The sequence below is a fragment of the Kitasatospora sp. NPDC001309 genome, assembly GCF_042896295.1.
Lineage (GTDB): Bacteria > Actinomycetota > Actinomycetes > Streptomycetales > Streptomycetaceae > Kitasatospora.
Genome location: NZ_JBIAXC010000027.1, coordinates 66,804 through 92,577 on the forward strand (window position 1 = coordinate 66,804; position 25,774 = coordinate 92,577).

The window sequence follows — 25,774 nt, forward strand, 5'->3', positions numbered from 1 at the left end:
GCGGGAGGTGCGGCGCCGGTCAGGCGGGGGCGACGGCCTCCGCCGACCGTTGGCGCGCCCGGTAGGCGGCGACGTGCAGCCGGTTCCCGCAGGTGCGGCTGTCGCAGTAGCGCCGGGAGCGGTTCCGGGAGAGGTCCACGAAGACCCGCGCGCAGTCCGGCGCCTCGCACCGGCGCAGCCGCTCCCGCTCGCCCGCCATCAGGATGAAGGCCAGCGCCATGCCGAGTTCCGCCGCGAGGTGGGGCCCGAGCGCGGCGTGCGGGGCGAAGTAGTGGATGTGCCAGTCGTGGTGGTCGTGGTTGACCAGCCGGGGCGTCGTCCCGGCGGCCGCGACGATCGCGTTGACCAGCTCGGCGGCCGCTTCGGTGGACTCCGTCCAGAACACCTCGCGCAGCCGGGTGCGCAGCTCCTGCACCTGGCGCAGGTCGTCCTCGGTCAGCGAGTCGATCTCGCTGATCTCCTGGCGGCCCACGAAGGCGTCCAGCGCGGCGACGTCCGGCAGTCGCTCGTCGCCGCACACCTCGGGCGCGGTGTTGAGCAGATCCACGAGGATGCTCAGCGCGCACTCGGTGTCATGGGTGATCAGCACGTTGGGACTCCTCGCGCAGGGGGACTCCGGTACCCCGCGTCCACGGTTACCCCAGACCATACCGGCCCTTGCGGCATAAGGGCGGCGCCTTCGTTCGAAGGCCTGTACGGATTCCGGCGGAGTGTCCCGGTCTGGGCGCGGCCCGGGTGTCGGCGGCCCCGCCGAGCCCCTCGCCCCGCGGCCCGGGAGGAGCCGCCGGGGACCCCGGAAACGACGGTGGCGCCCGGCAGCGAGGCCGACCACCCGTGACGGATGGCCGGCTCCGATGCCGGGCGCCTGCGGTGCTGTGGCCCCGCTCCGGTGGGAGCGGGCCGTTCACCGGCCCCGAGGCCGCGTGGTGCGCGGCTGAGTCCGCTGCCGTGCCCCCGAGTAGGACGGCAGCGATGACGGCAGGAAGTACGGCCCCGCCGACAGCGGGGCTGGACCGCCTCCGGTCGGGGTCAGCTTTCGGCGAGGATGTGGGACAGCTCCCGGTCGAGGTCGAAGTGACGGTGTTCGGTGCCGGGGGGCACCGCGGCGTCCGTCCGCTTGAGGAACGACTCAAGCGCGCGGGCCGGGGCTTCCAGCAGGGCTTCTCCTTCCGGAGAGCTCAGGGCGATGCAGACCACCCCTTGCCCGTGGCTGCGCGACGGCCACACCCGGACGTCGCCGGTACCGGTGGGTCGGTGCAGCCCCTCCGCGAGGAGATCTCGGGCGAACACCCACTCCACGGTCTCGTCGGCGCCCGTGTGGAACGTGGCGTGCACGGCGTAGGGGTCGGCGGTGTCGTAGCGCAGGCCCGCGGGGACGGGCAGTGAGGACTCGCTGGACACGATGAGGCGCAGGTGCAGCTCGCAGCTGACCGTGGTGTTCATAAGCGCCATGGCCTTTCGCTCAGTGTGCGCTCGGGGAATCGCACGTCGGCGAACGGACCATCCCACCCCCAAGACCGATGTAAACCCCTCTGTCCCGATTCGGGCGCGAGTCGTACCCCTTACGGCGCATTGCGGAATCGCCCCGGAGTACCCGCCCGGGGCATTACCGGCGGTTCTTCTCGGTCGGATTCCGGTTCGGCGTGCAGGCGGTCCGTCGGAGTGCCGGGCGGGCCGGGAACAGGGGAGCGGGTGGTGCGGCCGGGCCCGACGAGTCGTGCGCGCGGGCGGGGAGGGACGGGACGGGTGGCGGGGAGGCCCCAGCCCCGGGCGTTGGGGCGGGGTCGCCGGCGGGCGGGGTGTTCGGAGCACCCTCCGGGATGCGGTAATGTTTTCCCTGCACCCGGGCGATTAGCTCAGCGGGAGAGCACTTCGTTCACACCGAAGGGGTCACTGGTTCGATCCCAGTATCGCCCACCGGAATGCATTGTGATATGTGAGGCCCAGTCGATTATCGGCTGGGCCTCACATGTATTTCCGGAAATCCATCCGAAGAGCCGGTATCGAATCCGGCTGAGGGCCAGTCATCTTCCGTGCGGAGCGCGAGTTCTGTGGGTGCGTCGGCCGTACCCCGGAAGAGCGAGTTGTACGACCGCCCCCGAATGGTGCTAGAGTTCTTCTCGTTGCCCGGGCGATTAGCTCAGCGGGAGAGCACTTCGTTCACACCGAAGGGGTCACTGGTTCGATCCCAGTATCGCCCACCCGGACAGCACGCAGGCCCTGACCAGGAAACCGGTCGGGGCCTGCGGCGCGTTCCGGGCCGTCGTGCCGGTGAAGGGCTATGCCGCCGCCCGGCACCCGTGCTCCGGCTCCAGCCGACGACCGCAGACGCACCGGGCCGGCCGCAGCGGCCACGACAGGTCCACCCGCTCCGGCGTTCCCGAGCGGTCGAACCAGGCCTGCAGCCCCCGGGCCTGCGCCGCGTGCCAGACCGCCTGCCGCAGGTGCAGCTCCGCCGCCGTCAGCCCGCCGAGCGCCGCCGGATAGCGGGCGCCTATGCGCCGGATCAACGACAGGGCCGCCGTCGCGTCCGCCGCCGCGTCGTGCGCCCCGGCGAGGTCCACCCCGTAGTGGGCGCACAGGTCGGTCAGCGTCCGCCGGCCCTTGCGGTAGCGGTCCACGTGCTTGTCCAGTACCCGCGGATCCAGTACCACCAGCCCCGCCCCGTCCAGCCCGGTGCTCAACGGCAGGCCGTGGTGGCGCCGCAACTCCCGGTCCAGCAGGGTCAGGTCGTAGGGGGCGTTCATCACCACCACCGGGCGGCCGGCCCGCGCCTGGGCCGCCAGCGCGCGGGTGACCTCGGCCACCACCGTGCGGGCCGGGCGCCCGTACGTGCGGACCTGGTCGTCGGTGATGCCGTGCACCGCCCGTGCCCCGTCCGGGATCGGCACGCCAGGATCGGCGAGCCAGGTGGTGGTCTGCGCCGGTGCGCCCGGGGTGAGTTGGACGACCAGGGCGGCGGAGACGATGCGGTCGGACTCCACGTCCACGCCGGTCGTCTCGGTGTCGAAGGAAGCGAGCGGGCCGGTGTACCAGTGCTGCTGCATGACTGCCCCTCAGGCGTGCGTTCCGCGCCCTGGTGATACCCGGTTCTGACGGTCGCTCAACCCGTTTGGCCCAGCTCCGACCGGGGATCCTGCCACTGGGCCGCTCGGCCCGGACGGGCCCGGAGCCGGGGGAGGCCACGGGGCGATGGCACTGACACAGCCGCAGCCCGACGGCGCGGCGACCACACTCAGGGGGAACCTCGCGGTCACCGCCTGCATGGAGACGCTGCAGGTCGGCTACCTGCACGCGGTCGCCGCGGCGGCCGGCTGCTCGCTCTCCCAGCCGTTCCCGGACAACGGCATCGACTGGCAGGTCAGCCACGGCTCCCGGGAGCACGACGTGGACGACGAGGTCACCATCAAGATCCAGCTCAAGGCGACCCAGCAGATCGCACCCGGTCCGGCCGGGCCGTTCTTCAGCTTCACCCTGGACAACGACCACCTGCGCAAGCTCGCCCGAGCCCGGGTCGCCGTCCCGCGGATCCTGGTCGTGATGCTGCTGCCGCGCCGGGTCGACCACTGGCTCCGGGCCCGCCCGGACGCCCTCGAACTGCGGCACTGCTGCTACTGGGTCAACCTGGCCGGCCACCCCGTCACCGGGAAGCGGCGCACCAACGTCCGGGTGCCCACCGACAAGGTCTTCGACGACCGCGCGCTCTGCGACATCATGGCCCGGGTCGGCGCGGGCGGCAGCCCGTGACCGCCCGGCCCCGGCAGCGAGGAAGCACGCCCATGACCCTGCCGAACGGACCGGAGGTCCGGGCCCTGCCCGACCCGGCCACGGTCGACCCCGCGGTGCTCGCCACCCTGCTCGCCCGGCACGGCTGGATCCGGCGCGGCGGCCCCGCCGCCCGGTACGGCCGCTGGACCCCGCCGGACGGCGAACCCGGCACCAGCCTCCTCCTCCCCACCGCCGACGGCTTCGACGACGCCGTCGACCTCCTCACCGACGCCGTCACCGCGCTCTCCCGCTCCCGCACCCCCTCCGCCCGCTCGATCCTCCTCGCCCTCGTCGTCCCCGGCGACGAGCTCAACTGGCGCCGCGAACTGCCCGGCCCCGCCGACGCCACCCCCTGGGACGACGCCGAACGGCTCCAGCGGGCCGCGCGCTCGATGCTCGCCGCCGGGGCCAAGGCCGGCCGGACCACCGCCGGCTACTTCGGTGCCCGGCTGGACGGCCTCGCCGGGGAGTTCCTGGACCGCGTCCTCCTGGTCGAACAGGGCGCCGTCGACCAGGGCGCCGCCCTCACCGCCTACACCCCCGCCCCCGAGGGCCGCACCGCCGTCACCACCCTGGTCCGCGCCCTGGAGGCGCTGCGCGACGCGGTCGACTACCGCCGGGTCAGCGGCGGGCCCGAGGCCTTCGAGAACGCCGTCCGCTCCGGGGTCAGCCGCGAACTCGTCCGGTCCGTCGAGGACCTCGTCCGCGGCGCGACCGCCGCCCGGCTCACCGTCGCCTGGTCGCCCGCCGCCGGCACCCCGGGCGGATTCGGCGACCGCCGGATCGAGCTCGACTTCTCCCCCGGGGACCTGCCCGCCCTCGCCGAGGCCGCCGAACTGCTGGAGCGGATCGAACCCGCCGTCGACGTCACCGTCGTCGGCGTGGTCGTCCGGCTCAAGCGCGCCGACCCCGCCGGACCGGGCTCGATACGGCTCCGGGTGCTCGGCGGCGCCGAGGTCCGCGAACTCAAGGTCGGACTGCCCGACCCCGACTACCGGCTCGCCGCCGAGGCCCACCTCACCGGCGTCCCGGTCCGGGTCTCCGGCCGCCTGGAACGCCGCGACGGCTTCCGCCGGCTGACCCGCCCGCACGGCCTGGAGCTGTGCGGTTGGGCGGACGACGACCGCGAGCGGCTGCTCAAGGGGCTCCAGGAGAGAGGGGAGAGGTCCTGAGTGCGCGGTGCGGCTGGTGCTCTCGGTACCATCGTCACGCGCAGCGCAGTGTTGCGTCCTCTGAATCCAGCACGTCAGGAGAGACCGGTGACGGACGTCCGGGTAATCATCAACCGCGAACCCGATCGGGAAGAGCGCGTGGTGACCACGGGCACTACGGCCGCCGAGCTCTTCGCCGACGACCGCTCGATCATCGCCGCCCGCGTCGGCGGCCAGCTCAAGGACCTCGCGTACGCCGTCCAGGACGGCGACGAGGTCGAGCCGGTCGCGATCGGCAGCAAGGACGGCCTGGACATCCTGCGCCACTCCACCGCGCACGTCATGGCCCAGGCCGTGCAGCAGCTCTACCCCGAGGCCAAGCTCGGCATCGGCCCGCCGGTCAAGGACGGCTTCTACTACGACTTCGACGTCGAGAAGCCCTTCCACCCCGATGACCTCAAGGCCATCGAGAAGCGGATGCAGGAGATCATCAAGCGCGGGCAGAAGTTCTCCCGCCGCGTGGTCACCGACGAGGCCGCCGCCGAGGAGCTGGCCGCCGAGCCGTACAAGCTGGAGCTGATCGGCCTCAAGGGCTCCGCCGCCACCGCCGGCGAGGGCGCCGACGTCGAGGTCGGCGCCGGCGAGCTCACCATCTACGACAACCTGGACGCCAAGAGCGGCGAGCAGTGCTGGGGCGACCTCTGCCGCGGCCCGCACCTGCCCAGCACCCGCCACATCCCGGCGTTCAAGCTGATGCGCAACGCCGCCGCGTACTGGCGCGGCAGCGAGAAGAACCCGATGCTGCAGCGCATCTACGGGACCGCCTGGCCGACCAAGGACGAGCTCAAGGCCCACCTCGACTTCCTCGTCGAGGCCGAGAAGCGCGACCACCGCAAGCTCGGCAACGAGCTCGACCTCTTCTCCATCCCCGAGGAGATCGGCTCCGGCCTCGCCGTCTTCCACCCCAAGGGCGGCATCATCCGCCGCGCGATGGAGGACTACTCGCGCAAGCGGCACGAGGAAGAGGGCTACGAGTTCGTCTACACCCCGCACGCCACCAAGGGGAAGCTCTTCGAGAAGAGCGGCCACCTCGACTGGTACGCGGACGGTATGTACCCGCCCATGCAGCTCGACGAGGGCGTGGACTACTACCTCAAGCCGATGAACTGCCCGATGCACAACCTGATCTTCGACGCGCGCGGCCGCTCGTACCGTGAACTGCCGCTGCGCCTCTTCGAGTTCGGGACGGTGTACCGCTACGAGAAGTCCGGTGTGGTGCACGGCCTGACCCGTGCCCGCGGCTTCACGCAGGACGACGCCCACATCTACTGCACCCGTGAGCAGATGGCGGAGGAGCTCGACTCCACGCTGACCTTCGTGCTCAACCTCCTCCGTGACTACGGTCTGACCGACTTCTACCTGGAGCTGTCGACCAAGGACCCGGTCAAGTACGTCGGTTCGGACGAGACCTGGGAGGAGGCCACCCGCGTCCTGGCGAGCGTGGCCGAGAAGCAGGGCCTGCCGCTGGTCCCGGACCCGGGCGGCGCGGCCTTCTACGGCCCGAAGATCTCGGTGCAGGCGCGGGACGCCATCGGCCGTACCTGGCAGATGTCGACCATCCAGCTCGACTTCAACCTGCCCGAGCGCTTCGACCTGGAGTACACGGCGGCGGACGGTTCGCGTCAGCGGCCGGTCATGATCCACCGTGCGCTGTTCGGTTCGATCGAGCGGTTCTTCGCGGTGCTGCTGGAGCACTACGCCGGTGCCATGCCGCCGTGGCTGGCTCCGGTCACCGTGACCGGCATCCCGATCACCGACGAGCACGTGCCGTACCTGCTGGAGGTCGCGGCCGAGCTCAAGAAGCAGGGGATCCGGGTCGAGGTGGACACCTCGGACGACCGCATGCAGAAGAAGATCAGGAACGCCCAGAAGACCAAGGTCCCGTTCATGCTGATCGCCGGCAACGACGATGTCGAGGCGGGCGCGGTCTCCTTCCGTTACCGCAACGGCGAGCAGAAGAACGGCGTGCCGCGTGACCAGGCCATCGCCGAGATCGTTGATGCCGTGGCGCGCCGTATCCAGGTGTGAGTTCCCCGCCTGAGCGGGGGTGACCCTAACGGCGTTCCGGTCGCCGAGGCAGTCGCCGAGGTTAAGCGCGGGGCAGGCTCTTCAAGAGTCTGCCCCGCGCGGCTTTGCAAGCACCCCCGGGCGAATATGCTGATCAGCATGACGACTGAGCCGGAACTGCAGCGGGGTGTCGGTGAGCCGGACGGCTTCCGCCGCCTGTGGACCCCCCATCGGATGGCGTACATCCAGGGTGAGAACAAGCCCACCGGCCCGGCTCCGGACGACGGTTGTCCGTTCTGCTCGATCCCGTCGCTGAGCGACGAGGAGGGGCTGGTCATCGCCCGGGGGAGCGCCGTGTTCGCGGTGCTGAACCTGTACCCGTACAACGGCGGGCACCTGATGGTGGTCCCGTACCGGCACGTGGCCGACTACACCGACCTCGACGAGGCGGAGACGGCCGAGCTGGCGGACTTCACCAAGAAGGCGATGACCGCGCTGCGGGCCGCCTCGGGGGCGCACGGGTTCAACATCGGGATGAACCAGGGCGCGGCGGCCGGGGCCGGGATCGCGGCGCACCTGCACCAGCACGTGGTGCCGCGCTGGGGCGGGGACACCAACTTCATGCCGGTGGTCGGCCACACCAAGGTGCTGCCGCAGCTGCTGGCGGACACCCGCAAGATGCTGGCCGAGGCCTGGCCGCAGGGCTGAGCCGGCCGGACGCGCGAAGAGGGGCCCGCCACCGAGGAGTTCGGTGGTGGCCCCTCTTCACGTGTCGCTCCCGGTCAGTCGGCGCTGAACTCGTCGACCTTGTACGGGCGGGGGCTCTGCGCCTCGGACTTGATGATCGAGGTGCGGGTCTTGAAGAAGCGGTCCGCGTCGAGGTCGTGCTCCTGGAGGAACTCCAGAGTGGCGGTGTGCACCGCGCTGAGCACCGGCACGGAGGCGTTCATGGCGTTGTCGACCATGGAGCGGTTGTTCCAGGCGGTGCCGACCCAGGAGTGCCGGAGTCCGAACGGCTCGGGCAGGCCGAGGCCGCCGCCGAGCCAGCCGAGCAGGCCGGGCATCTTGTGGAACGGTGCGCGGACGGCCTGGCGGACCACCTCGTCGTTGTCGATCAGGGGGAGCTTGACGGTGCGCTCCTCCCAGAACCGCACGGTCTTGGCGACCGACTTCTCCTTGTCCTTGGGCTTGTCGAAGAAGACGCCCTTGACCGGGCCGAGCGCGTAGCCGGCCACCGAGATGTTCAGCACGTTGGCGAGCAGGGTCACCGTGACGGTGAAGGTGATGATCAACTTGCCGTCGTGGGTGATGAACTGGGTGGCCAGGTAGTGCCGGGGGCCGCCGGAGAAGGTCTGCTTGTCGGCGAGGCTCTGCACGGCGAAGTCGCGCATCCGCTCGCCGTCCATGTCGGCGCCGCCGGGGCGGCTGATCTCGTCCGCGCCCTCGCCGATGTCGAAGACCGCCCACTGCTTGATGGCCACGTTGGGGATGCCGCTGTTGGCGACGTGGCTGACCCCGAGGCCCTTGAGGTGGGCGGAGATCCGGCGGACCAGGTCCCAGGGGTGGAAGGCCCGGAAGTCGGCGTGGCCCTCGGCGGGGTGCAGGGTGTCGGCCAGGCGCCACTCGCCCCAGCGGCGGCCGGCACCGAGGATGCCCTTGGGGCCGGCGTAGTGGTGGACGTTGGTCTCCTGCTCGGCGTCCAGCCGGCCGAGCTTGTCGCGCAGGTCGTTGGCCTTCTTGTCCAGGTCGTCGCGGGGGACGGCCTTGGCGACGGTGGCGGCGACGGCGTTGCCCTCGACCAGGGCCTGCCAGCGGGCGCGGAGGTCGGTGGCGGAGCGTTCGACGATCCGGCGGGCGAGGTACCAGCCGAGCACCGGGGCGAGCATGGTGATCCGCAGGTAGACGCCGAGGACGCCCGCCGCCGGCGGGAACAGCGCCAGGTAGCCGGCCAGGACGGCGACCGCGATCAGGGCGAGGGCGCCGTAGGTGTCGGCCCCCCGGGCGCTGTCCCGCTTGAGCCAGGCGCGCAGTTGGAAGGCGCCGAGCCAGATCAGGGTGCCGGGGAGGAAGAGCAGGCCGGTGACGACGGTGACGGTGCTGAGCTGCCGGTCGCGGGCGTGCCGGAGTTCCTCGGCGGCCAGGCAGTGCTCGACGACCTGGCGGGTGTCGACGCCGAAGGAGGGGACGAGGGGCTTGCGGTCGCCGCCGAGGGCGCGCGAGACCAGGGCCTTGCTGAAGGCCTCGCCGAGGTTGGGGCGGAAGAGCGCGAAGCGGCCCTTCTTCTCCTTGGCGTCGGTGACGTCGGTGACGAACTTGCCGATCTCGCCGTCGCGGTAGGCGGCGGAGGAGAGCGCCTGGGTGACGGCCGTCTGCGGGCCGGTGTCGGTCCGGGGTATCTGCGCACCCGGGGTCATGTCGAGTGTGGCCACGGTGGCGTCTGCTCCTCCCCTTGTCAGCGGCAGGTTACCGTGCCGTGGCACCCCTGCGCGGATGATCGTCTGAACTACCGTCACGAAGCGGTGCGTTCCGGCCGCACCGGGGCCTGAGGGGCATGATGCCCAGCTTCGGCCGGGTCGATACCCGCCCGGGCCGACGGCGTGAGGGTGGAGGAGGATGGAGGTGAAGGCGATGAAGGGGGTTGTCGTGGTGAAGGATCCGGTACTGGTCTTCGACGGGGACTGCGCGTTCTGTTCGTCCTGCGTGCGCTGGGGGGAGCGGTACCTGCGGCAGACGCTGGCCTCGGGTGGCTGGGAGGCGGTGCCGTTCCAGTTCGCGGACCTGGCGGAGCTGGACACGGTGGCGGGCGGCCGCGGTGAGGTGGCGGCCGAGCGGGCCGAGCGCGAGGTGCTGTGGGTGACGCCGGCCGGCCGGGTGTACGGGGGCGCGCAGGCGGTGGCGCGGCTGCTGCTGCGCACCGGGGGCGCGTGGGCGTACCTGGGCGCGCTGTTGACCTTGGCGCCGGTGCGGCCGGTGGCGGCTGCGGTGTACCGATGGGTGTCGCGGAACCGGCACCGGATGCCGGGGGGTACGGCGGCGTGCGCGCTGCCGAACCGGAAGCCGGCTCAGTCGGTGTAGCGCCCGGCCAGGGCGGCGGGCATGGGTTCGTGGCGCAGGTAGGCGCGGGAGAACTCGGCGGTGCCGTGGGTGAGGGAGCGCAGGTCGACCGGGTAGCGGACGAGTTCGAGTTCGGGGACCTCCGCGCGCAGCAGGGTCAGCCCCTGGCCGCCGGTTTCGGTGCCGAGGACGCGGCCGCGGCGTGCGGAGAGGTCGCCGAGGACGGCGCCGAGGTACTCGTCGGGCAGCAGGACGCTGACGGCGGCGACGGGTTCGAGCAGCCGGATGACGGCGTGTTCGGCGGCGTCGCGCAGGGCGAGGACGGCGGCGTTCTGGAAGGAGGCGTCGGAGGAGTCGACGGAGTGCGCCTTGCCGTCGGTGAGGGTGACCCGGACGTCGACGAGCGGGAAGCCGGTGGCGACGCCCTTGGCGAGCTGGGCGCGGACGCCCTTCTCGACGGAGGGGATGAAGTGCTTGGGGACGGCGCCGCCGACGACGTGCTCCTGGAACTCGAAGCCGGAGCCGGCCGGGAGGGGTTCGACCTCCAGGTCGCAGATGGCGTACTGGCCGTGGCCGCCGGACTGTTTGACGAGGCGTCCGTGGCCGGCGGCGGCGGTGCCGAAGGTCTCGCGCAGGGCGACCTTGGGTTCGACGGTGTCGACGTGGACGCCGTGGCGGGTGCGCAGCCGGTCGAGGACGACCTCGGCGTGGGCTTCGCCGGTGCACCAGAGGACGAGCTGGTGGGTGTCGGGGTTCTGTTCGAGCCGTAGGGCCGGGTCCTCGGCGGTGAGCCGGGTGAGGGCCTGGGAGAGCTTGTCGTCGTCGGCCTTGCTGTGGGCTTCGACGGCGATCGGGAGCAGGGGCTCGGGGAGGGTCCAGCCGTCGAGTTCGACGGGGTGGCCGGGGTCGTGGACGGTGTCGCCGGCCCGGGCGGTGGTGAGTTTGGCGGCGCAGACGAGGTCTCCGGCGACGGCGTGCGGGACGGGGCGCTGGAGTTTGCCGAAGGGGCTGGTGAGGCCGGTGACGCGTTCGTCGCCGTTCTGGTCGGCGGTGTGGGCGGGGCCGACGAGGTGGATCCGGCTGTCGGGGCGCAGGGTGCCGGCGTAGACGCGCAGCAGGCTGATCCGGCCGACGTAGGCGTCGCCGGTGACGCGGACGACCTGGGCGGCGAGCGGGGCGTCGGGGTCGCAGGCGGGGGCGGGGCGGGTGCGTTCGGTGGGGTTCGGGAAGGCGTGGGTGATCAGGTCGAGGAGTTCGGCGGCGCCGAGGCCGTTGTCGCTGGTGGGGACGGCGGGGTGGAGGGTGCAGTCGAGGACTTCGCGGCGCAGCCCGGCTTCGAGGGAGTCGGTGTCGAGGGGGTCGCCGGAGAGGTAGCGCTCCATGAGGGTGTCGTCCTGGCCGGAGATGGCTTCGACGAGGCTCTCGTGGGCGGGGCCGGTGTCGGGGAGGGGATCGGCGTCGCCGTAGGTGTCGCCGGTGAGGAGGTCGACGCTGCCGTCGGGGTGTCCGTCGTGGAGGACGGGCAGGAAGAGCGGGCGCAGGGTGTCCGGGCCGAGCTCGAAGGCGTCGTGGCAGCTGGTGAGGATGTCGTCGAAGCCGGTGCGGGCGAGGTCGAGTTTGGCGACGGCGATGGCCCGGGGGATGCCCTCGGCGGCGCACTCGCGCCAGAGGGCGCGGGTGGGGGCGGTGACCGGGTCGGTGGCGGAGACGACGAAGACGGCGGCGTCGGCGGCGTGCAGGGCGGCGCGCAGGTCGGCGGCGAAGTCGGGGTGGCCGGGCGGGTCGATCAGGTTGATCTTGACGCCCTTCCATTCGAGGGGGAGCAGCGAGAGCTGGACGGAGCGCTGCTGCTGGTGCTCGATGTCCTCGTGGTCGGAGACGGTGGTGCCGTCGGCGACGCGGCCGGGGCGGGCGGTGGCGCCGGCGGCGAGGGCGAGGGATTCGGCGAGGGTGGTCTTGCCCACACCGCTGGAGCCGACGAGGACGACGTTGCGCAGGTCCGTGGGGCCGGTGACGGCGGGTGCCTGGCCGGCTCGTGCGGTGCTGCGGTCGGGCATCGGGGTCTCCTCCCGTGGCGCCGAAGCTGTCCTTGGCAGTCTAGGGTCGGGTGTCGTTCCGGCGCGTGTCGTGCTGGGCCCTGGTGGCCGGGGGCCGTCCGGCGGTGCGTGCGTCGGAGCGTGTCCCGGGCGTGGCTACGATGGGTGCGTCGGGCGGGCTCATTCGTCCGGCCGTCTGCCGCGTGTGTTGCGCCAGGCGGGTACCCGGGAGAATCGGAGCGGCTGGGAAGGCCATGCTCAACAAATACGCGCGTGCCTTCTTCACACGTGTTCTGACCCCGTTCGCCGCGTTCCTGATCCGGCTGGGCGTGAGTCCGGACGCCGTGACGCTGATCGGTACGGCCGGTTCGGTGGCCGGGGCGCTGGTGTTCTTCCCGCGCGGGGAGTTCTTCTGGGGCACCATCACGATCACGCTGTTCATCTTCTCGGACCTGGTGGACGGGAACATGGCCCGTCAGCTGGGCCGGACCAGCAAGTGGGGCGCCTTCCTGGACTCCACGCTGGACCGGGTCGCGGACGCGGCGATCTTCGGCGGTCTGGCCATGTGGTACGCGGGCAAGGGCGACGACAACCTGCTCTGCGCGGTGGCGATCTTCTGCCTGGCCAGTGGCCTGGTGGTGTCGTACACGAAGGCGCGGGCGGAGAGCCAGGGCCTGCCGTGCGACGTGTCGGGGCTGGTGGAACGGGCCGAGCGGCTGGTGATCAGCCTGGTGGCGGCCGGGGTGGCCGGTCTGCACGTGTTCGGGGTGCCGTACGTGGAGTGGCTGCTGCCGGTGGCGCTGTGGCTGGTGGCGGCGGGCAGTCTGGTGACGGTGGTGCAGCGGATGGTGACCGTGCGCCGTGAGGCGTTCGAGGCCGACCGAGCGGCGGCCGGGAGCTGATGGGGGGCGTCCTGCGGTGACGGACCGACTGGTGTACTGGGCGTACGCGCTGGGCTGGGCGGTGTTGAAGCACCTGCCGGAGCCGGTGGCGCGGTGGCTGTTCGACCGGCTGGCGGACTACGCCTGGCGTCGTCGCGGGCCGCGGGTGCGGCAGCTGGAGGCGAACCTGCGCCGGGTGCGTCCGGGCCTGCACGAGGCGGCGCTGCGGCGGTTGTCGCGAGCCGGGATGCGTTCCTACCTGCGGTACTGGATGGAGTCCTTCCGGCTGCCGGTGTGGAGCCGGGAGCGGGTCCTGCGGGACGTCCAGGTGGGCGGCTACGAGCGCATAAGGGAGGCGCTGGACTCCGGGCGGGGTGTGGTTGTGGCGCTGCCGCACATGGGCAACTGGGACTTGGCGGGCACCTGGATAGCGCAGCTGGGCCACCCGTTCACGACGGTCGCGGAGCGGTTGAAGCCGGAGCGGCTGTTCGACCGGTTCGTGGAGTTCCGGGAGGGCCAGGGCATGGAGGTCCTGGCGCTGTCCGGCGGCGGAGCGAACGTGATCGGCACGCTGGCGCGGCGGCTGCGCGCGGGCAAGCTGGTCTGCCTGGTGGGCGACCGGGACCTCTCGGAGGCCGGTATCGAGGTGTCCTTCTTCGGTGAGGTGACCCGGATGCCGGCCGGGCCTGCGGCGCTGGCCCAGCGCACCGGCGCGGCGCTGCTGCCGGCGACGCTGTGGTACGACGGTCCGGTGCTGCGGGGGATGATCCACCCCGAGGTGCCGGTCCCGGAGGAGGGCGACCGGAAGGCGCGGACGCTGGCGATGACCCAGGCGATCGCGGACGTGTGGCAGCAGGGCATCAGCGAGCACCCGCAGGACTGGCACATGCTGCAGAAGTTCTGGCCGGCCGACCTGCCGGCCCGTGAGACGGTGGGGGGCGGGTCCGCGGCCGGGCGCGCCGACGCGGCGAAGGAGCCCGCCGCCGGGGCCTCCGGCGCCTGAGCCCGGCTGCCCGTCCGACCCTGCCCGAAGGAGCTTGAGGAACCCGTGAAGATCGGCATCGTCTGCCCGTACGACTGGGACGTCCCCGGTGGGGTGCAGTTCCACATCCGGGACCTCGCCGAGCACCTGATCGGTCTGGGGCACGAGGTGTCGGTGCTGGCGCCGGCCGAGGACGACGAGGCGCTGCCGCCGTACGTGGTCTCGGCGGGGCGGGCGGTGGCGGTGCCGTACAACGGGTCGGTGGCCCGGCTGAGCTTCGGCATCCTGTCGGCGGCCCGGGTGCGGCGGTGGCTGCGCGAGGGGCGTTTCGACATCCTGCACGTGCACGAGCCGGCCTCGCCGAGCCTGTCGATGCTGGCGGCCTGGTCGGCGACCGGGCCGATGGTGGGCACCTTCCACACCTCGAACCCGCGCTCGCGGGCGATGATCGCGGCCTCGCCGATCCTGCAGCCGGGGCTGGAGAAGATGCGGGCCCGGATCGCGGTGTCGGAGTACGCCCGGCGGACCCTGGTGGAGCACCTGGGCGGGGACGCGGTGGTGATCCCCAACGGGGTGGACGTGGAGTTCTTCGCGGAGGCCGAGGCGGACGAGCGGTGGACGGGCGGCGCGGCGGCGGGGGAGCCGGGCACGATCGGCTTCATCGGCCGGATCAACGAGCCGCGCAAGGGCCTGCCGACGCTGCTGGCGGCGCTGCCGCGGATCCTGGCGGAGCGGCCGGGGGTGCGGCTGCTGGTCGCGGGCAAGGGCGACGAGGAGGAGGCGGTGGCCGGCCTGGCGCCCGAGGTGCGCGCGCAGGTGGAGTTCCTGGGCATGGTCTCGGACCGGGAGAAGGCCCGGCTGCTGCGCAGCGTGGACCTGTACGTGGCGCCGAACACGGGTGGCGAGAGCTTCGGGATCATCCTGGTCGAGGCGATGTCGGCGGGCGCCCCGGTGCTGGCCAGCGACCTGGACGCGTTCAAGCAGGTGCTGGACGGCGGGGACGCCGGGGAGCTGTTCCCGGTGGAGGACGCGGACGCGCTGGCCCGTACGGCGCTGCGGCTGCTGGGGGATCCGGGGCGGCTGGAGGAGCTGCGCAAGGCGGCTTCGCGGCACGTGCGGCGGTTCGACTGGTCGACGGTCGGCGCGGACATCCTGGCGGTGTACGAGACGGTGACGGCCGGCGCCGCGGCGGTGGTCGAGGAGGACGAGCGCAGCGCCCCGAGCCGAAGGACGCGCCGGTGACGGGAGCGGGGGCGCGGGCGGTTCGGTCCGGCCCGGGGCCGACGGCCGGGGCTTGCGTGGGGTTAGGGTCGGGCCGACCGCACCACTGTGACCCCTGGGGGAAACGATGCCGCAGATCTCCGTCGACTACTCGTCCAGCCTGGCCGGGGCCTTCGAGCGCCGGGCGCTGGGCCTGGCGATCAACCGGCTGGCGGAGGAGACGATCGACGCCAAGCCGGGGTCCTGCAAGACGGTGTTCCGGCCGAGCGAGGACCTGGTGGTGGGCTCCGACGGGTCGGTGGACGACGCCGGGGTGGACGCCCAGGTGTACGTCGAGTTCCAGGTGTTCCCGGGCCGTACGCCGGAGGCGAAGGCGGCGCTGAGCGAGGGCGTGGTGGCGCTGCTGGCGCAGCACGTGCGGCCGGCGCCGGGGACGCGGCTGTTCACCGCGGTGAACGTCGAGGACATCGACCGGGAGAGCTACCGCAGCGGCGTCGTGCAGGGCTGACGTCGGGCGGGGCGGCCGGTGACACCCGGTAACGTAGCGGTCCGTGACTACCTGGATCTGGGCCGGCGTGGCCGTGGTGCTGTTCGGCATGTACCTGAGTTGGACGGCCGGCCGTCTGGACCGGCTGCACGCCCGGATCGACGCCGCGCGGGCGGCGCTGGACGCGCAGCTGGTCCGGCGGGCCTCGGTGGCGATGGAGCTGGCGACGTCCTCGTTGCTGGACCCGGCGGCCTCGCTGCTGCTGCTGGACGCGGCGCACGCGGCCCGGCAGGCCGAGGACGAGCACCGCGAGGTGGCGGAGAGTCAGTTGAGCCTGGCGCTGCGGGCGGTGTTCGAGGAGTCGGAGCAGGTGGCGGCGCTGGTCGCGGAGCCGGGCGGTGATGAGGCGGTTCGTGATCTGACGGCCGCGGTGCGGCGGGTGCCGATGGCCCGCCGCTTCCACAACGACGCGGTGCGGGCGGCGCGGGCGGTGCGGGAGCACCGGCTGGTGCGGTACTTCCGCTTGGCGGGCAAGGCGCCGTTCCCGATGGCCTTCGAGATGGACGACGCCCCGCCGCCCGCCCTTACGCCCGAGGGAGCGCCTGCTTAGGCTGTCCTCGGATACGGCCCGTTTGTCGCATCCCGTCGTCCGGGCTGGACTTGGTGGCGCATGGTTGGGCCACCTGATCTGCCTACCATAGGGCGATAGCACTGGTTAATCTTCGAGTGAGGTCTCACGTGTCCACCACCCCCACCACCGCAGACCAGCCGCAGATCGGTACCGCCCGGGTCAAGCGCGGCATGGCCGAGCAGCTCAAGGGCGGTGTGATCATGGATGTGGTCAACGCCGAGCAGGCGAAGATCGCCGAGGACGCCGGCGCGGTGGCCGTCATGGCGCTGGAGCGGGTTCCGGCCGACATCCGCAAGGACGGCGGCGTGGCCCGCATGTCCGACCCGAACATGATCGAGGAGATCATCGAGGCGGTCTCCATCCCGGTGATGGCCAAGTCCCGCATCGGGCACTTCGTGGAGGCCCAGGTCCTGCAGTCGCTGGGTGTCGACTACATCGACGAGTCCGAGGTGCTGACCCCGGCCGACGAGGTCAACCACTCCGACAAGTTCGCCTTCACCACCCCCTTCGTCTGCGGCGCCACCAACCTGGGCGAGGCCCTGCGCCGCATCGCCGAGGGTGCGGCCATGATCCGCTCGAAGGGCGAGGCCGGCACCGGCAACGTCGTCGAGGCCGTCCGCCACCTGCGCCAGATCAAGAACGAGATCGGCCAGCTGCGGGCGCTGGACCACAACGAGCTGTACGCCGCCGCCAAGGAGCTGCGCGCCCCGTACGAGCTGGTCAAGGAGGTCGCCGAGCTCGGCAAGCTGCCGGTCGTGCTGTTCTCCGCCGGTGGCGTGGCCACCCCGGCCGACGCCGCGCTGATGCGCCAGCTGGGCGCCGAGGGCGTCTTCGTCGGCTCCGGCATCTTCAAGTCGGGCGACCCGGCCAAGCGTGCCGCTGCCATCGTGAAGGCCACCACCTTCTTCGACGACCCGAAGATCATCGCGGACGCCTCCCGCAACCTGGGCGAGGCCATGGTCGGCATCAACTGCGACACCCTGCCGGAGACCGAGCGCTACGCCAACCGCGGCTGGTAGTCACTCCCGCCCTTCGCCCGGCCCGCCGCAGCGCTTCGGTGTGCGGCGGGCCGCGCCGCGTCCTTCCGTAGTAACGATCGATAGAGGTTGAAGACCGTGAGCACTCCAGTCATCGGCGTCCTCGCCCTCCAGGGCGACGTCCGCGAGCACCTGGTGGCGCTGGCCGAGGCCGACGCGCTGGCCCGTCCGGTGCGCCGCGCCGAGGAGCTGGCCGAGGTCGACGCACTGGTGATCCCCGGCGGGGAGTCCACCACCATGTCCAAGCTGGCCCTGCTGTTCGGCGTGATGGACCCGCTGCGCGCGCGGGTCGCGGCCGGCATGCCGGTGTACGGCACCTGCGCGGGCATGATCATGCTGGCCGACAAGATCCTCGACGGCCGGGAGGACCAGGAGAGCGTCGGCGGCATCGACATGACGGTGCGCCGCAACGCCTTCGGCCGGCAGAACGAGTCCTTCGAGTCCGGCCTCGCCTTCAAGGGCCTGGAGGAGGAGCCGGTGCACGGCGTCTTCATCCGCGCCCCCTGGGTCGAGGCGGTCGGCGCGGGCGTCGAGGTGCTGGCCGAGCTGCCCGGTGCGGACGGTCCGGAGAGCCGGATCGTGGCCGTGCGCCAGGGCAACCTGCTGGCCACCTCGTTCCACCCGGAGCTCACCGGCGACCACCGCGTGCACGCCTACTTCGTGAAGATGGTCGAGGAGCACCTCGCCGCCCGGTAGGGCTCCGGTAGCCGTGTGCGCCTTACCCGTGACGACACCGGTAAGATCTCTCCTGTTTCATTTCCCTTTGGCGACGTAAAGGAGCTGGCGATGTCCGGCCACTCTAAGTGGGCTACCACCAAGCACAAGAAGGCCGTGATCGACGCCAAGCGCGGCAAGCTCTTCGCCAAGATGATCAAGAACATCGAGGTGGCGGCGCGCACGGGCGGTCCCGACCCGGCGGGTAACCCGACCCTCTACGACGCCATCCAGAAGGCGAAGAAGAACTCGGTCCCGATCGACAACATCAACCGCGCCGTCAAGCGCGGTGGCGGTCTGGAGGCCGGCGGCGCCGACTACCAGACCATCATGTACGAGGGCTACGGTCCGAACGGTGTCGCCGTCCTGATCGAGTGCCTCACCGACAACCGCAACCGCGCGGCCTCCGACGTGCGCGTCGCGATGACCCGCAACGGCGGCTCGATGGCCGACCCGGGCTCGGTGTCGTACCTGTTCAACCGCAAGGGCGTCGTGATCGTCCCCAAGGCGGACGGCGTGGACGAGGACAAGCTGTTCGAGGTCGTCCTCGACCAGGAGCCGGAGGAGATCAACGACCTCGGCGAGTCCTTCGAGATCGTCTCCGAGGCCTCCAAGATGGTCGCCGTGCGCACCGCGCTGGTGGACGCCGGTGTCGACTACGACTCGGCCGAGGCCAACTTCCTCCCGAGCATGCAGGTCGAGCTGGACGTCGACGGCGCCCGCAAGATCTTCAAGCTGATCGACGCGCTGGAGGACAGCGACGACGTGCAGAACGTCTTCGCCAACTTCGACATCTCCGACGAGGTCGGCGCGCAGCTCGACTCCGAGTGACACGGCGTCGTCCGTGCCACGGTGAGTGATCGTTCTCACGGCCCGGCCCGGTGGTCCCAGGACCGCCGGGCCGGTGTCGTCGGCGGGGTTGTCGGACCCGGGCGGTAGCCTTCGCGAAGGCCGCTCGCCGTGAGCGGCGGATCGGCGAGGGACGGGGCGTGGCGTGCGGGTGCTGGGTGTTGACCCGGGGCTGACCAGGTGCGGGGTCGGCGTGGTCGAGGGCATGCCGGGCCGGCCGTTGCGGATGGCCGGGGTGGGCGTGGTGCGCACGCCGGCCGACGCCGAGATCGGGCAGCGGCTGCTGCTGGTGGAACAGGGGCTGGAGAGCTGGCTGGACGAGCACCGGCCCGACCTGGTCGCGGTCGAGCGGGTCTTCGCCCAGCACAACGTCCGCACCGTGATGGGCACGGCCCAGGCGAGCGCGGTCGCGATGCTCTGCGCCACCCGGCGCGGCATCCCGGTCACCCTGCACACCCCCAGTGAGGTCAAGGCCGCCGTCACCGGCTCCGGCCGGGCCGACAAGGCCCAGGTCACGGCCATGGTGCAGCGCCTGCTGCGGCTGGACGCGCCGCCCAAGCCCGCGGACGCGGCCGACGCGCTGGCGCTGGCGATCTGCCACATCTGGCGCGGCGGGACGACCAACCGGCTGCAGGCCGCGGCCCAGGCCGCAGCCGAGGCCGCCCGCTCCGGGCCCGCCCGGGGCCCCTTCTCCGTGAAAGGCAGTAGTCGGTGATCGCCTTCGTGCAAGGACCGGTGGCGGCCATCGCCTCCGGCATCGCGGTGGTCGAGGTCGGTGGGGTCGGCATGGCCGTCCAGTGCACCCCGAACACCCTGGCCGGCCTGCGGCTCGGTGAGCCCGCCCGGCTGGCCACCTCGCTGGTGGTCCGCGAGGACTCGCTGACCCTGTTCGGCTTCGCCGACGACGACGAGCGGGCCGTGTTCGAGATCCTCCAGGCCGCGCCGGGCGTGGGCCCCAAGCTGGCCCAGGCGATCCTGGGCGTGCACAGCCCCGACGCGCTGCGCGCCGCGGTGGCGGGCGGGGACGAGAAGGCGCTGGTCGCGGTGCCGGGCATCGGCAAGGCGAAGGCGGCCAAGCTGCTGCTGGAGTACAAGGACAAGCTGGGCGCCCCGCACGGCGCGGTGCCCGCGCAGAAGCCGATCGCCACCGGCCCCGCGCCGTGGAGCGAGCAGCTGCACTCCGCGCTGACCGGTCTCGGCTACGCCCCGCGCGAGGCGGACGACGCGGTCGCCGCCGTCACCCCGGAGGCGGAGGCCCAGCAGTCGCCGGACGTCGGCGCCCTGCTGCGGCTGGCCCTGCGCGGCCTCAACCGCGCCCGCTGAACTCACCCGACGACCTGCCCGTCCGTCGACACCGACACCGCAGACCCTGGAGCCCGCGAGGATGTACGACTCGGAACCCGCCGACCGGCTGGTGACCGCCGCCGCCGACGGCGAGGACCAGGCGGTCGAGGCCGCGCTGCGCCCCAAGCTGCTGGACGAGTTCATCGGCCAGGAGCGGGTGCGCGAGCAGCTGTCCCTGGTGCTCCAGGCGGCCCGCCAGCGCGGCAGCGCGCCGGACCACGTGCTGCTGAGCGGCCCGCCCGGCCTGGGCAAGACCACCCTCTCCATGATCATCGCCGCCGAGCTGGGCGCCCCGATCCGGATCACCTCCGGCCCGGCCATCCAGCACGCGGGGGACCTCGCGGCGATCCTCTCCTCGCTCACCGAGGGCGAGGTGCTCTTCCTCGACGAGATCCACCGGATGTCCCGGCCGGCCGAGGAGATGCTCTACATGGCGATGGAGGACTTCCGGGTCGACGTGATCGTCGGCAAGGGCCCGGGCGCCACCGCCATCCCCCTGGAGCTGCCGCCCTTCACCCTGGTCGGCGCCACCACCCGGGCCGGGCTGCTGCCGCCGCCGCTGCGCGACCGCTTCGGCTTCACCGGGCACATGGAGTTCTACGCCCCGGCCGAGCTCCAACGGGTGGTGCACCGCTCGGCCACGCTGCTGGACGTCGAGATAGACCCGGCCGGCGCGGCCGAGATCGCCGGGCGCTCGCGCGGCACCCCGCGCATCGCCAACCGGCTGCTGCGCCGGGTCCGCGACTACGCCCAGGTCCGGCACGACGGCGTGGTCACCCCCGCGATCGCCGCCCGGGCGCTGGACGTCTACGAGGTGGACGCCCGCGGCCTGGACCGGCTGGACCGCGCGGTGCTGAGCGCGCTGCTGCGGCTGTTCGGCGGCGGCCCGGTCGGCCTGTCGACCCTCGCCGTCGCGGTGGGGGAGGAGGCCGAGACGGTCGAGGAGGTGGCCGAGCCGTTCCTGGTCCGCGAGGGCCTGCTCGCCCGCACCCCGCGCGGCCGGATCGCCACCGCCGCGGCCTGGCAGCACCTGGGCCTGACCCCGCCGGTCCAGACCACGCGGGGCAGCGTCCCGCCCCAGCCGGAGCTGTTCCGGCCGGACGGAAGTTGACCGCTCTCGGCCGAACGGGTGAGACCCGGCCGTCGGTTCCCGCCCCCGCCCGGCGCTGTGCCCCGGGGAGGAGACGGGGGCGAACTCCCGGGAATCCGTGCAGGCGGAGGGTCGCCACTTTCGGCGGCAGGATGCGATGCTTGGCGTTGTCCGATCAGTTCGGGGTCGCCTAGACTCCGCCGGACCGCCCCTCTCACCTGACGGGCCGACCCATACCACACAGGCCGCCGGCCGGCGGCCCGTAAAGGACCCTGGCTGCAGTGAACCTCATCATCCTTCTCCTCCCGATCATCGCGATCGTGCTCATGTTCCGGTCGCAGAAGAAGCGCCAGCAGCAGCAGCAGAGCATGCAGACCTCGCTGGAGCCCGGGGCGGGAGTGCGCACCATCGGCGGCCTGTACGCCCAGGTGAAGGCGGTCAACGACGAGACCGTCGAGCTGGAGATCGCGCCCGGCGTGGTCACCCACTTCACCAAGAGCGCCATCGCGGCCGTCCTGGACCCCCAGGAGTACGACGCGATCATCAACGGTCGCCCCGCCGACGACGAGCTGTCCGAGCCGGAGGCCGAGGACACCGACGCCGCGCCGGTCGAGGACAAGCCGCTGACGCTCACCAAGGACAGCGCCGAGAAGGGCGATGTCAAGGGGGATGTCGAGGGCGGGGCTCCCGCGAGCAAGTAGTACGGCCGGGCAACCCGCCCGGTCGCGCGGCGCAGTGCCGCGAGCCCACAGGACCTCAGGGCCGCAGACCCGCCATGCCCCCGTCCCGCCACGAGCCGGACGGGGGTCCGGTCGGCGACGTGGCATGGACAGGGAGAAACGAGCAAGGTGGCAACACCCAAGTCGCGCCCGCGCGACGGCTACCCAGGGCGGGCGCTGGCCCTCATCCTGGTCGTCACCGTCGGACTGGTCGCCCTCATGTTCGGGACGGGCAACACCAAGCCCCGGCTCGGTATCGACCTCGCAGGCGGCACCAGCATCACGCTGACCGCGAAGTCGAAGGATCCCAAGGCGATCACCAAGGCGAACATGGACATCGCCGTCGGGATCATGGAGCGCCGCGTCAACGGGATGGGTGTCTCCGAGGCGGAGGTCCAGACCCAGGGCTCGGACACGATCATCGTGAACATCCCCAAGGGCGGCGACAAGCAGAACGCGGCGGACCAGGTCGGTACCACCGCCCAGCTGTTCTTCCGTCCGGTCCTGGCGGTCGCGCCGAGCGGCTTCACGCCGCCCGCGCCGCCCACCGGCACCCCGTCCGCGGGCGCCTCGGGCACCCCGAGCGCCGCCCCGTCGGGCAGCGCGACGCCCACGGCCGGCGCGAGCGGCTCCGCGAGCCACGCTCCCACCCCGTCCGCCAGCGCGAGCGCCACCAAGCAGGGCCGCTCCGTCGGTGAGGCCCTGGCCGCCGAGGGCTCCACCCCGAGCCCCGCCGCCACCGGCGTCAGCGGCACCCCGTCCGCCCCCGCCACCGGGTCGGCCGCCCCGAGCGCCCAGGCCACCCAGCCGAGCGCCGCCGACGTGAGCGCGGCGATGACCCAGGGCACCGTGCCGCCGGAGCTGGCCACCGCGTTCGCCAACCTCGACTGCACCAAGCCGGAGCAGCGCTCGACCCAGACCGGCGCCGTGGACAAGGCCGTCGTCGCCTGCTCGCAGAAGCCCGTCAAGGGCGGCTACTACGAGAAGCTGGCGCTCGGCCCCGTCGCGGTCAAGGGCTCGGACGTCTCCAAGGCCCAGCCCAGCCTCGACACCCAGACGGGTGCCGGCTGGCAGGTCCAGCTGCAGTTCAACGGCACCGGCACCGACGCCTTCACCAAGGTCACCGGCCAGCTCGCCTCCCAGACCCCGCCGAACAACCAGTTCGCGATCGTGCTGGACAACGAGGTCGTCTCGCACCCGCAGGTCAACGGCCCGATCCCCGGCGGCAGCGCCGTGATCACCGGCCAGTTCAGCCAGCCCGAGGCGCAGGACCTCTCCAACGTGCTGAGCTACGGCGCCCTGCCGCTGGAGTTCAGCAAGGGCGACGTCACCACCGTCTCCCCGGCGCTCGGCAGCGACCAGCTCAAGGCGGGTCTGATCGCCGGCGCGATCGGCATGCTGCTGGTGGTCGCCTACTCGCTGATCTACTACCGCGGCCTCGGCCTGGTCTCGATCGCCGGTCTGCTCGTCTCGGCGGCCCTGACCTACTCGATCATGAGCCTGCTCGGCGGCGGGATCGGCTTCGCGCTGAACCTGCCCGCGGTCTGCGGCGCGATCGTCGCGATCGGTATCACCGCAGACTCCTTCATCGTGTACTTCGAGCGCATCCGCGACGAGGTCCGCGACGGCGCCCCGCTGCGCCCGGCCGTCCAGCGGGCCTGGCCGCGGGCCCGACGCACCATCCTGGTCTCGGACTTCGTCTCCTTCCTCTGTGCCGCGGTGCTCTACGTGGTCTCGGTCGGCAAGGTCCAGGGCTTCGCGTTCACCCTGGGTCTGACCACCGCGCTGGACGTCGTGGTGATCTTCCTCTTCACCAAGCCGATGATCACGCTGCTGGCCCGGCGGAAGTTCTTCTCCGACGGCCACCCGTGGTCCGGCCTGGACCCGAAGCGGCTGGGCGCCCGCCCGCCGCTGCGCAGCACCCGTCGCCGTAACTCCTCCTCTGCCGCCGTGAAGGAGGCCTGACACCGTGTCGCGCTTCTCCAATCTGGGCCACCGGCTCTACCAGGGCGAGGTCAGCTTCGACTTCGTCGGGCGCCGCAAGCTCTGGTACTCGATCTCCGGCGTGATCGTGCTGATCGCGGCGATCGGCCTGGCGATGGGCCTGCACCTGGGCATCGAGTTCAAGGGCGGCTCGGTCTACACCGTGACCAAGCCGGGCCTGTCGGTCTCCCAGGCCCAGGACACCGCCGACGGGATCGTCTCCTCGCACCCGCTGGTGCAGTCGACGGACAGCAACAAGATCCGCATCCAGGTCAGCAGCGACGAGACGAAGAGCTCGGACGAGATCCGTTCGCAGCTCTCGCAGAAGCTCGGCGTGCCGCTGGACACCGTCGAGGCCCAGGTGATCGGCCCCAGCTGGGGCAAGCAGATCTCCAACAAGGCGCTCACCGGCCTGGTCGTCTTCATGGTCCTGGTGACGGTCTACCTGGCGATCGCCTTCGAGTGGCGGATGGCGGTGGCCGCCCTGGTCGCCCTCATCCACGACCTCCTGATCACCATCGGCGTCTACGCCCTGGTGGGCTTCGAGGTCACCCCCGGTACGGTGATCGGCTTCCTGACCATCCTCGGGTACTCGCTCTACGACACGGTCGTCGTCTTCGACACCGTGAAGGAGAACGCCAAGGGGATCACCAAGCAGAACAAGCTCACCTACAGCGAGGCGGCCAACGCGGGCCTCAACCAGACCCTGGTGCGCTCGCTCAACACCACCGTGGTGGCGCTGCTGCCGGTCGCCGCGCTGCTGTTCATCGGTGGCGGCCTGCTGGGCGCCGGCACCCTGAACGACATCTCGCTCGCGCTGTTCATCGGCCTCGCGGCCGGTGCCTACTCCTCGATCTGCGTCGCCACCCCGCTGCTGGCGCAGCTCAAGGAGGAGCAGCCGGAGATGAAGGCGCTGCGCAAGCGCGTCCTGCAGCACCGGGCCGCCGCGGCGGCCAAGGGCGAGGGCACCGACGCGACGGCGACCGACGAGGGCCCGGAGGACGACGAGCCTGCGGGTATGGTCGGTCAGCGCGGCCGGTCGGCCGGCACCACCCGTGCCAAGGGCCGTCCGTCCACCAAGCGCTGAACCGCACCCGACCCTGAGGACAGAACACCGTGACCACCGCCGACACCGCACTGGCCGAGCTGCTGAACAGCCGGATCCGGGACGTCCCGGACTACCCGAAGCCGGGTGTGCTGTTCAAGGACATCGCGCCGCTGCTCGCCGACGCCGAGGCCTTCGGCGCCCTCACCCGGGCGCTGGCGGACCGGGCGCTGGAGCTCGGGGCGACCAAGGTGGTGGGCCTGGAGGCGCGCGGCTTCGTGCTGGCGGCTCCGGCGGCCTTCGCGGCCGGGCTCGGCTTCGTGCCGGTCCGCAAGGCCGGGAAGCTGCCCGGCGAGGTGTTCCGGCGCTCGTACGAGCTGGAGTACGGCTCGGCGACGCTGGAGGTGCAGTGCGACGCCTTCACGCCCGGTGAGCGGGTGCTGGTGGTGGACGACGTGCTGGCCACCGGTGGCACCATCGGTGCCTCGCTGGACCTGGTGAAGGAGGCCGGCGCCGAGCTGGCGGGCGTCGTGGTGCTGATGGAGCTGGGCTTCCTGGACGGCCGCGAGCGGCTGGCCGGGCACCTGGGCGACGCCCCGCTGGAGACGCTGGTCACGGTCTGAGGGGCAGGACGGAAGGACGGCGGTCGGATCATCCGACCGCCGTCCTTCCGTTTCCGGGCCCGGCCCGATGAACACCGGGCCGCCCGGCTCGG

25 protein-coding genes and 2 tRNA genes are annotated in these 25,774 nt (G+C 72.1%); 22 read left to right on the forward strand and 5 right to left on the reverse strand.

Annotated elements, in window-relative coordinates; translation table 11 throughout:
* Positions 1–19: 19 nt before the first annotated feature.
* On the reverse strand, positions 20–589 hold the full coding sequence (locus ACFY2K_RS25475) for a CGNR zinc finger domain-containing protein (protein ID WP_360230149.1): 570 nt from the start codon (positions 587–589) through the stop codon (positions 20–22).
* A 440-nt stretch (positions 590–1,029) separates the two neighbouring features.
* Entirely contained in the window at positions 1,030–1,443 is a 414-nt protein-coding gene (locus ACFY2K_RS25480) for an SsgA family sporulation/cell division regulator (protein WP_030056266.1), read from the reverse strand.
* A 402-nt stretch (positions 1,444–1,845) separates the two neighbouring features.
* Here ACFY2K_RS25480 and ACFY2K_RS25485 point away from each other — a divergent pair.
* Both ACFY2K_RS25485 and ACFY2K_RS25490 read left to right on the forward strand, forming a co-directional pair.
* A tRNA-Val gene (locus ACFY2K_RS25485) sits at positions 1,846–1,917 on the forward strand.
* A gap of 212 nt (positions 1,918–2,129) precedes the next feature.
* A tRNA-Val gene (locus tag ACFY2K_RS25490) sits at positions 2,130–2,201 on the forward strand.
* A 78-nt stretch (positions 2,202–2,279) separates the two neighbouring features.
* Here the strand turns inward: ACFY2K_RS25490 and ACFY2K_RS25495 are convergent.
* Positions 2,280–3,047, reverse strand: coding sequence for an exonuclease domain-containing protein (locus tag ACFY2K_RS25495; protein ID WP_375890042.1), 768 nt, complete (start codon positions 3,045–3,047; stop codon positions 2,280–2,282).
* A 145-nt stretch (positions 3,048–3,192) separates the two neighbouring features.
* Between ACFY2K_RS25495 and ACFY2K_RS25500 the strand changes: the two genes are divergently transcribed.
* The 4 genes from ACFY2K_RS25500 (at position 3,193) to ACFY2K_RS25515 (ending at position 7,694) form a co-directional block, all read left to right on the forward strand.
* Complete coding sequence (locus ACFY2K_RS25500) at positions 3,193–3,747, forward strand: DUF4365 domain-containing protein (RefSeq protein WP_360230145.1); 555 nt, start codon at positions 3,193–3,195, stop codon at positions 3,745–3,747.
* A gap of 32 nt (positions 3,748–3,779) precedes the next feature.
* Positions 3,780–4,940, forward strand: a complete 1,161-nt coding sequence (locus ACFY2K_RS25505; protein WP_380593129.1) for a hypothetical protein — start codon at positions 3,780–3,782, stop codon at positions 4,938–4,940.
* 87 nt (positions 4,941–5,027) lie between these two features.
* Positions 5,028–7,007 (forward strand): threonine--tRNA ligase, encoded by a 1,980-nt coding sequence (gene thrS / locus ACFY2K_RS25510; protein WP_380526822.1) that lies wholly within the window; start codon positions 5,028–5,030, stop codon positions 7,005–7,007.
* Positions 7,008–7,133: 126 nt separating this feature from the next.
* Positions 7,134–7,694, forward strand: a complete 561-nt coding sequence (locus ACFY2K_RS25515; RefSeq protein WP_350507180.1) for an HIT domain-containing protein — start codon at positions 7,134–7,136, stop codon at positions 7,692–7,694.
* A 74-nt stretch (positions 7,695–7,768) separates the two neighbouring features.
* On the opposite strand, the gene ACFY2K_RS25520 is transcribed toward ACFY2K_RS25515, so the two are convergent.
* Positions 7,769–9,415: a hypothetical protein gene (locus ACFY2K_RS25520; RefSeq protein WP_380644662.1), complete on the reverse strand. Its 1,647-nt coding sequence runs from the start codon at positions 9,413–9,415 to the stop codon at positions 7,769–7,771.
* A gap of 199 nt (positions 9,416–9,614) precedes the next feature.
* On the opposite strand from ACFY2K_RS25520, the gene ACFY2K_RS25525 reads away from it, so the two are divergent.
* The gene (locus ACFY2K_RS25525) at positions 9,615–10,061 is read left to right on the forward strand and encodes a thiol-disulfide oxidoreductase DCC family protein (protein WP_387714262.1); all 447 of its coding nucleotides are present in this window, start codon (positions 9,615–9,617) and stop codon (positions 10,059–10,061) included.
* Here ACFY2K_RS25525 and ACFY2K_RS25530 read toward each other — a convergent pair.
* Positions 10,049–12,097 carry an elongation factor G-like protein EF-G2 gene (locus tag ACFY2K_RS25530; protein ID WP_387714265.1) on the reverse strand — a complete coding sequence of 683 codons (2,049 nt, stop codon included), beginning with the start codon at positions 12,095–12,097 and terminating at the stop codon, positions 10,049–10,051. The two genes, ACFY2K_RS25525 and ACFY2K_RS25530, sit on opposite strands and share 13 nt — an antisense overlap.
* 233 nt (positions 12,098–12,330) lie before the next feature.
* Between ACFY2K_RS25530 and pgsA the strand changes: the two genes are divergently transcribed.
* From pgsA to ACFY2K_RS25605, 15 genes are all read left to right on the forward strand, one after another.
* Positions 12,331–12,978, forward strand: a complete 648-nt coding sequence (gene pgsA / locus ACFY2K_RS25535; protein WP_380526828.1) for a phosphatidylinositol phosphate synthase — start codon at positions 12,331–12,333, stop codon at positions 12,976–12,978.
* 16 nt (positions 12,979–12,994) lie between these two features.
* Positions 12,995–13,960 carry a phosphatidylinositol mannoside acyltransferase gene (locus ACFY2K_RS25540; RefSeq protein ID WP_380526830.1) on the forward strand — a complete coding sequence of 322 codons (966 nt, stop codon included), beginning with the start codon at positions 12,995–12,997 and terminating at the stop codon, positions 13,958–13,960.
* A 45-nt stretch (positions 13,961–14,005) separates the two neighbouring features.
* On the forward strand, positions 14,006–15,181 hold the full coding sequence (locus tag ACFY2K_RS25545) for a glycosyltransferase family 4 protein (protein WP_375890026.1): 1,176 nt from the start codon (positions 14,006–14,008) through the stop codon (positions 15,179–15,181).
* A 106-nt stretch (positions 15,182–15,287) separates the two neighbouring features.
* On the forward strand, positions 15,288–15,668 hold the full coding sequence (locus ACFY2K_RS25550) for a 5-carboxymethyl-2-hydroxymuconate Delta-isomerase (protein WP_380593126.1): 381 nt from the start codon (positions 15,288–15,290) through the stop codon (positions 15,666–15,668).
* 43 nt (positions 15,669–15,711) lie between these two features.
* A complete protein-coding gene (locus ACFY2K_RS25555) occupies positions 15,712–16,257 on the forward strand; it encodes a hypothetical protein (RefSeq protein WP_375890023.1) in 546 nt (181 codons plus the stop codon).
* A gap of 128 nt (positions 16,258–16,385) precedes the next feature.
* Complete coding sequence (pdxS, locus tag ACFY2K_RS25560) at positions 16,386–17,297, forward strand: pyridoxal 5'-phosphate synthase lyase subunit PdxS (protein WP_375890021.1); 912 nt, start codon at positions 16,386–16,388, stop codon at positions 17,295–17,297.
* Positions 17,298–17,393: 96 nt separating this feature from the next.
* The gene (gene pdxT, locus ACFY2K_RS25565) at positions 17,394–18,011 is read left to right on the forward strand and encodes a pyridoxal 5'-phosphate synthase glutaminase subunit PdxT (RefSeq protein ID WP_375890020.1); all 618 of its coding nucleotides are present in this window, start codon (positions 17,394–17,396) and stop codon (positions 18,009–18,011) included.
* A gap of 90 nt (positions 18,012–18,101) precedes the next feature.
* Positions 18,102–18,860: a YebC/PmpR family DNA-binding transcriptional regulator gene (locus ACFY2K_RS25570; protein WP_375890018.1), complete on the forward strand. Its 759-nt coding sequence runs from the start codon at positions 18,102–18,104 to the stop codon at positions 18,858–18,860.
* A 163-nt stretch (positions 18,861–19,023) separates the two neighbouring features.
* Positions 19,024–19,593 carry a crossover junction endodeoxyribonuclease RuvC gene (gene ruvC / locus ACFY2K_RS25575; protein ID WP_375890016.1) on the forward strand — a complete coding sequence of 190 codons (570 nt, stop codon included), beginning with the start codon at positions 19,024–19,026 and terminating at the stop codon, positions 19,591–19,593.
* A complete protein-coding gene (gene ruvA, locus ACFY2K_RS25580) occupies positions 19,590–20,201 on the forward strand; it encodes a Holliday junction branch migration protein RuvA (RefSeq protein WP_380406865.1) in 612 nt (203 codons plus the stop codon). The genes ruvC and ruvA overlap by 4 nt, the downstream gene beginning before the upstream one ends.
* A gap of 61 nt (positions 20,202–20,262) precedes the next feature.
* Positions 20,263–21,333, forward strand: a complete 1,071-nt coding sequence (ruvB, locus tag ACFY2K_RS25585; RefSeq protein ID WP_375890012.1) for a Holliday junction branch migration DNA helicase RuvB — start codon at positions 20,263–20,265, stop codon at positions 21,331–21,333.
* A gap of 260 nt (positions 21,334–21,593) precedes the next feature.
* Complete coding sequence (yajC, locus tag ACFY2K_RS25590) at positions 21,594–22,013, forward strand: preprotein translocase subunit YajC (RefSeq protein WP_375890010.1); 420 nt, start codon at positions 21,594–21,596, stop codon at positions 22,011–22,013.
* Positions 22,014–22,160: 147 nt separating this feature from the next.
* Positions 22,161–23,996 (forward strand): protein translocase subunit SecD, encoded by a 1,836-nt coding sequence (gene secD / locus ACFY2K_RS25595; protein WP_375890008.1) that lies wholly within the window; start codon positions 22,161–22,163, stop codon positions 23,994–23,996.
* A 4-nt stretch (positions 23,997–24,000) separates the two neighbouring features.
* Complete coding sequence (gene secF / locus ACFY2K_RS25600; protein ID WP_380593125.1) at positions 24,001–25,101, forward strand: protein translocase subunit SecF; 1,101 nt, start codon at positions 24,001–24,003, stop codon at positions 25,099–25,101.
* A 29-nt stretch (positions 25,102–25,130) separates the two neighbouring features.
* Positions 25,131–25,682 (forward strand): adenine phosphoribosyltransferase, encoded by a 552-nt coding sequence (locus ACFY2K_RS25605; RefSeq protein WP_375890004.1) that lies wholly within the window; start codon positions 25,131–25,133, stop codon positions 25,680–25,682.
* The last annotated feature ends 92 nt before the right edge of the window (positions 25,683–25,774 follow it).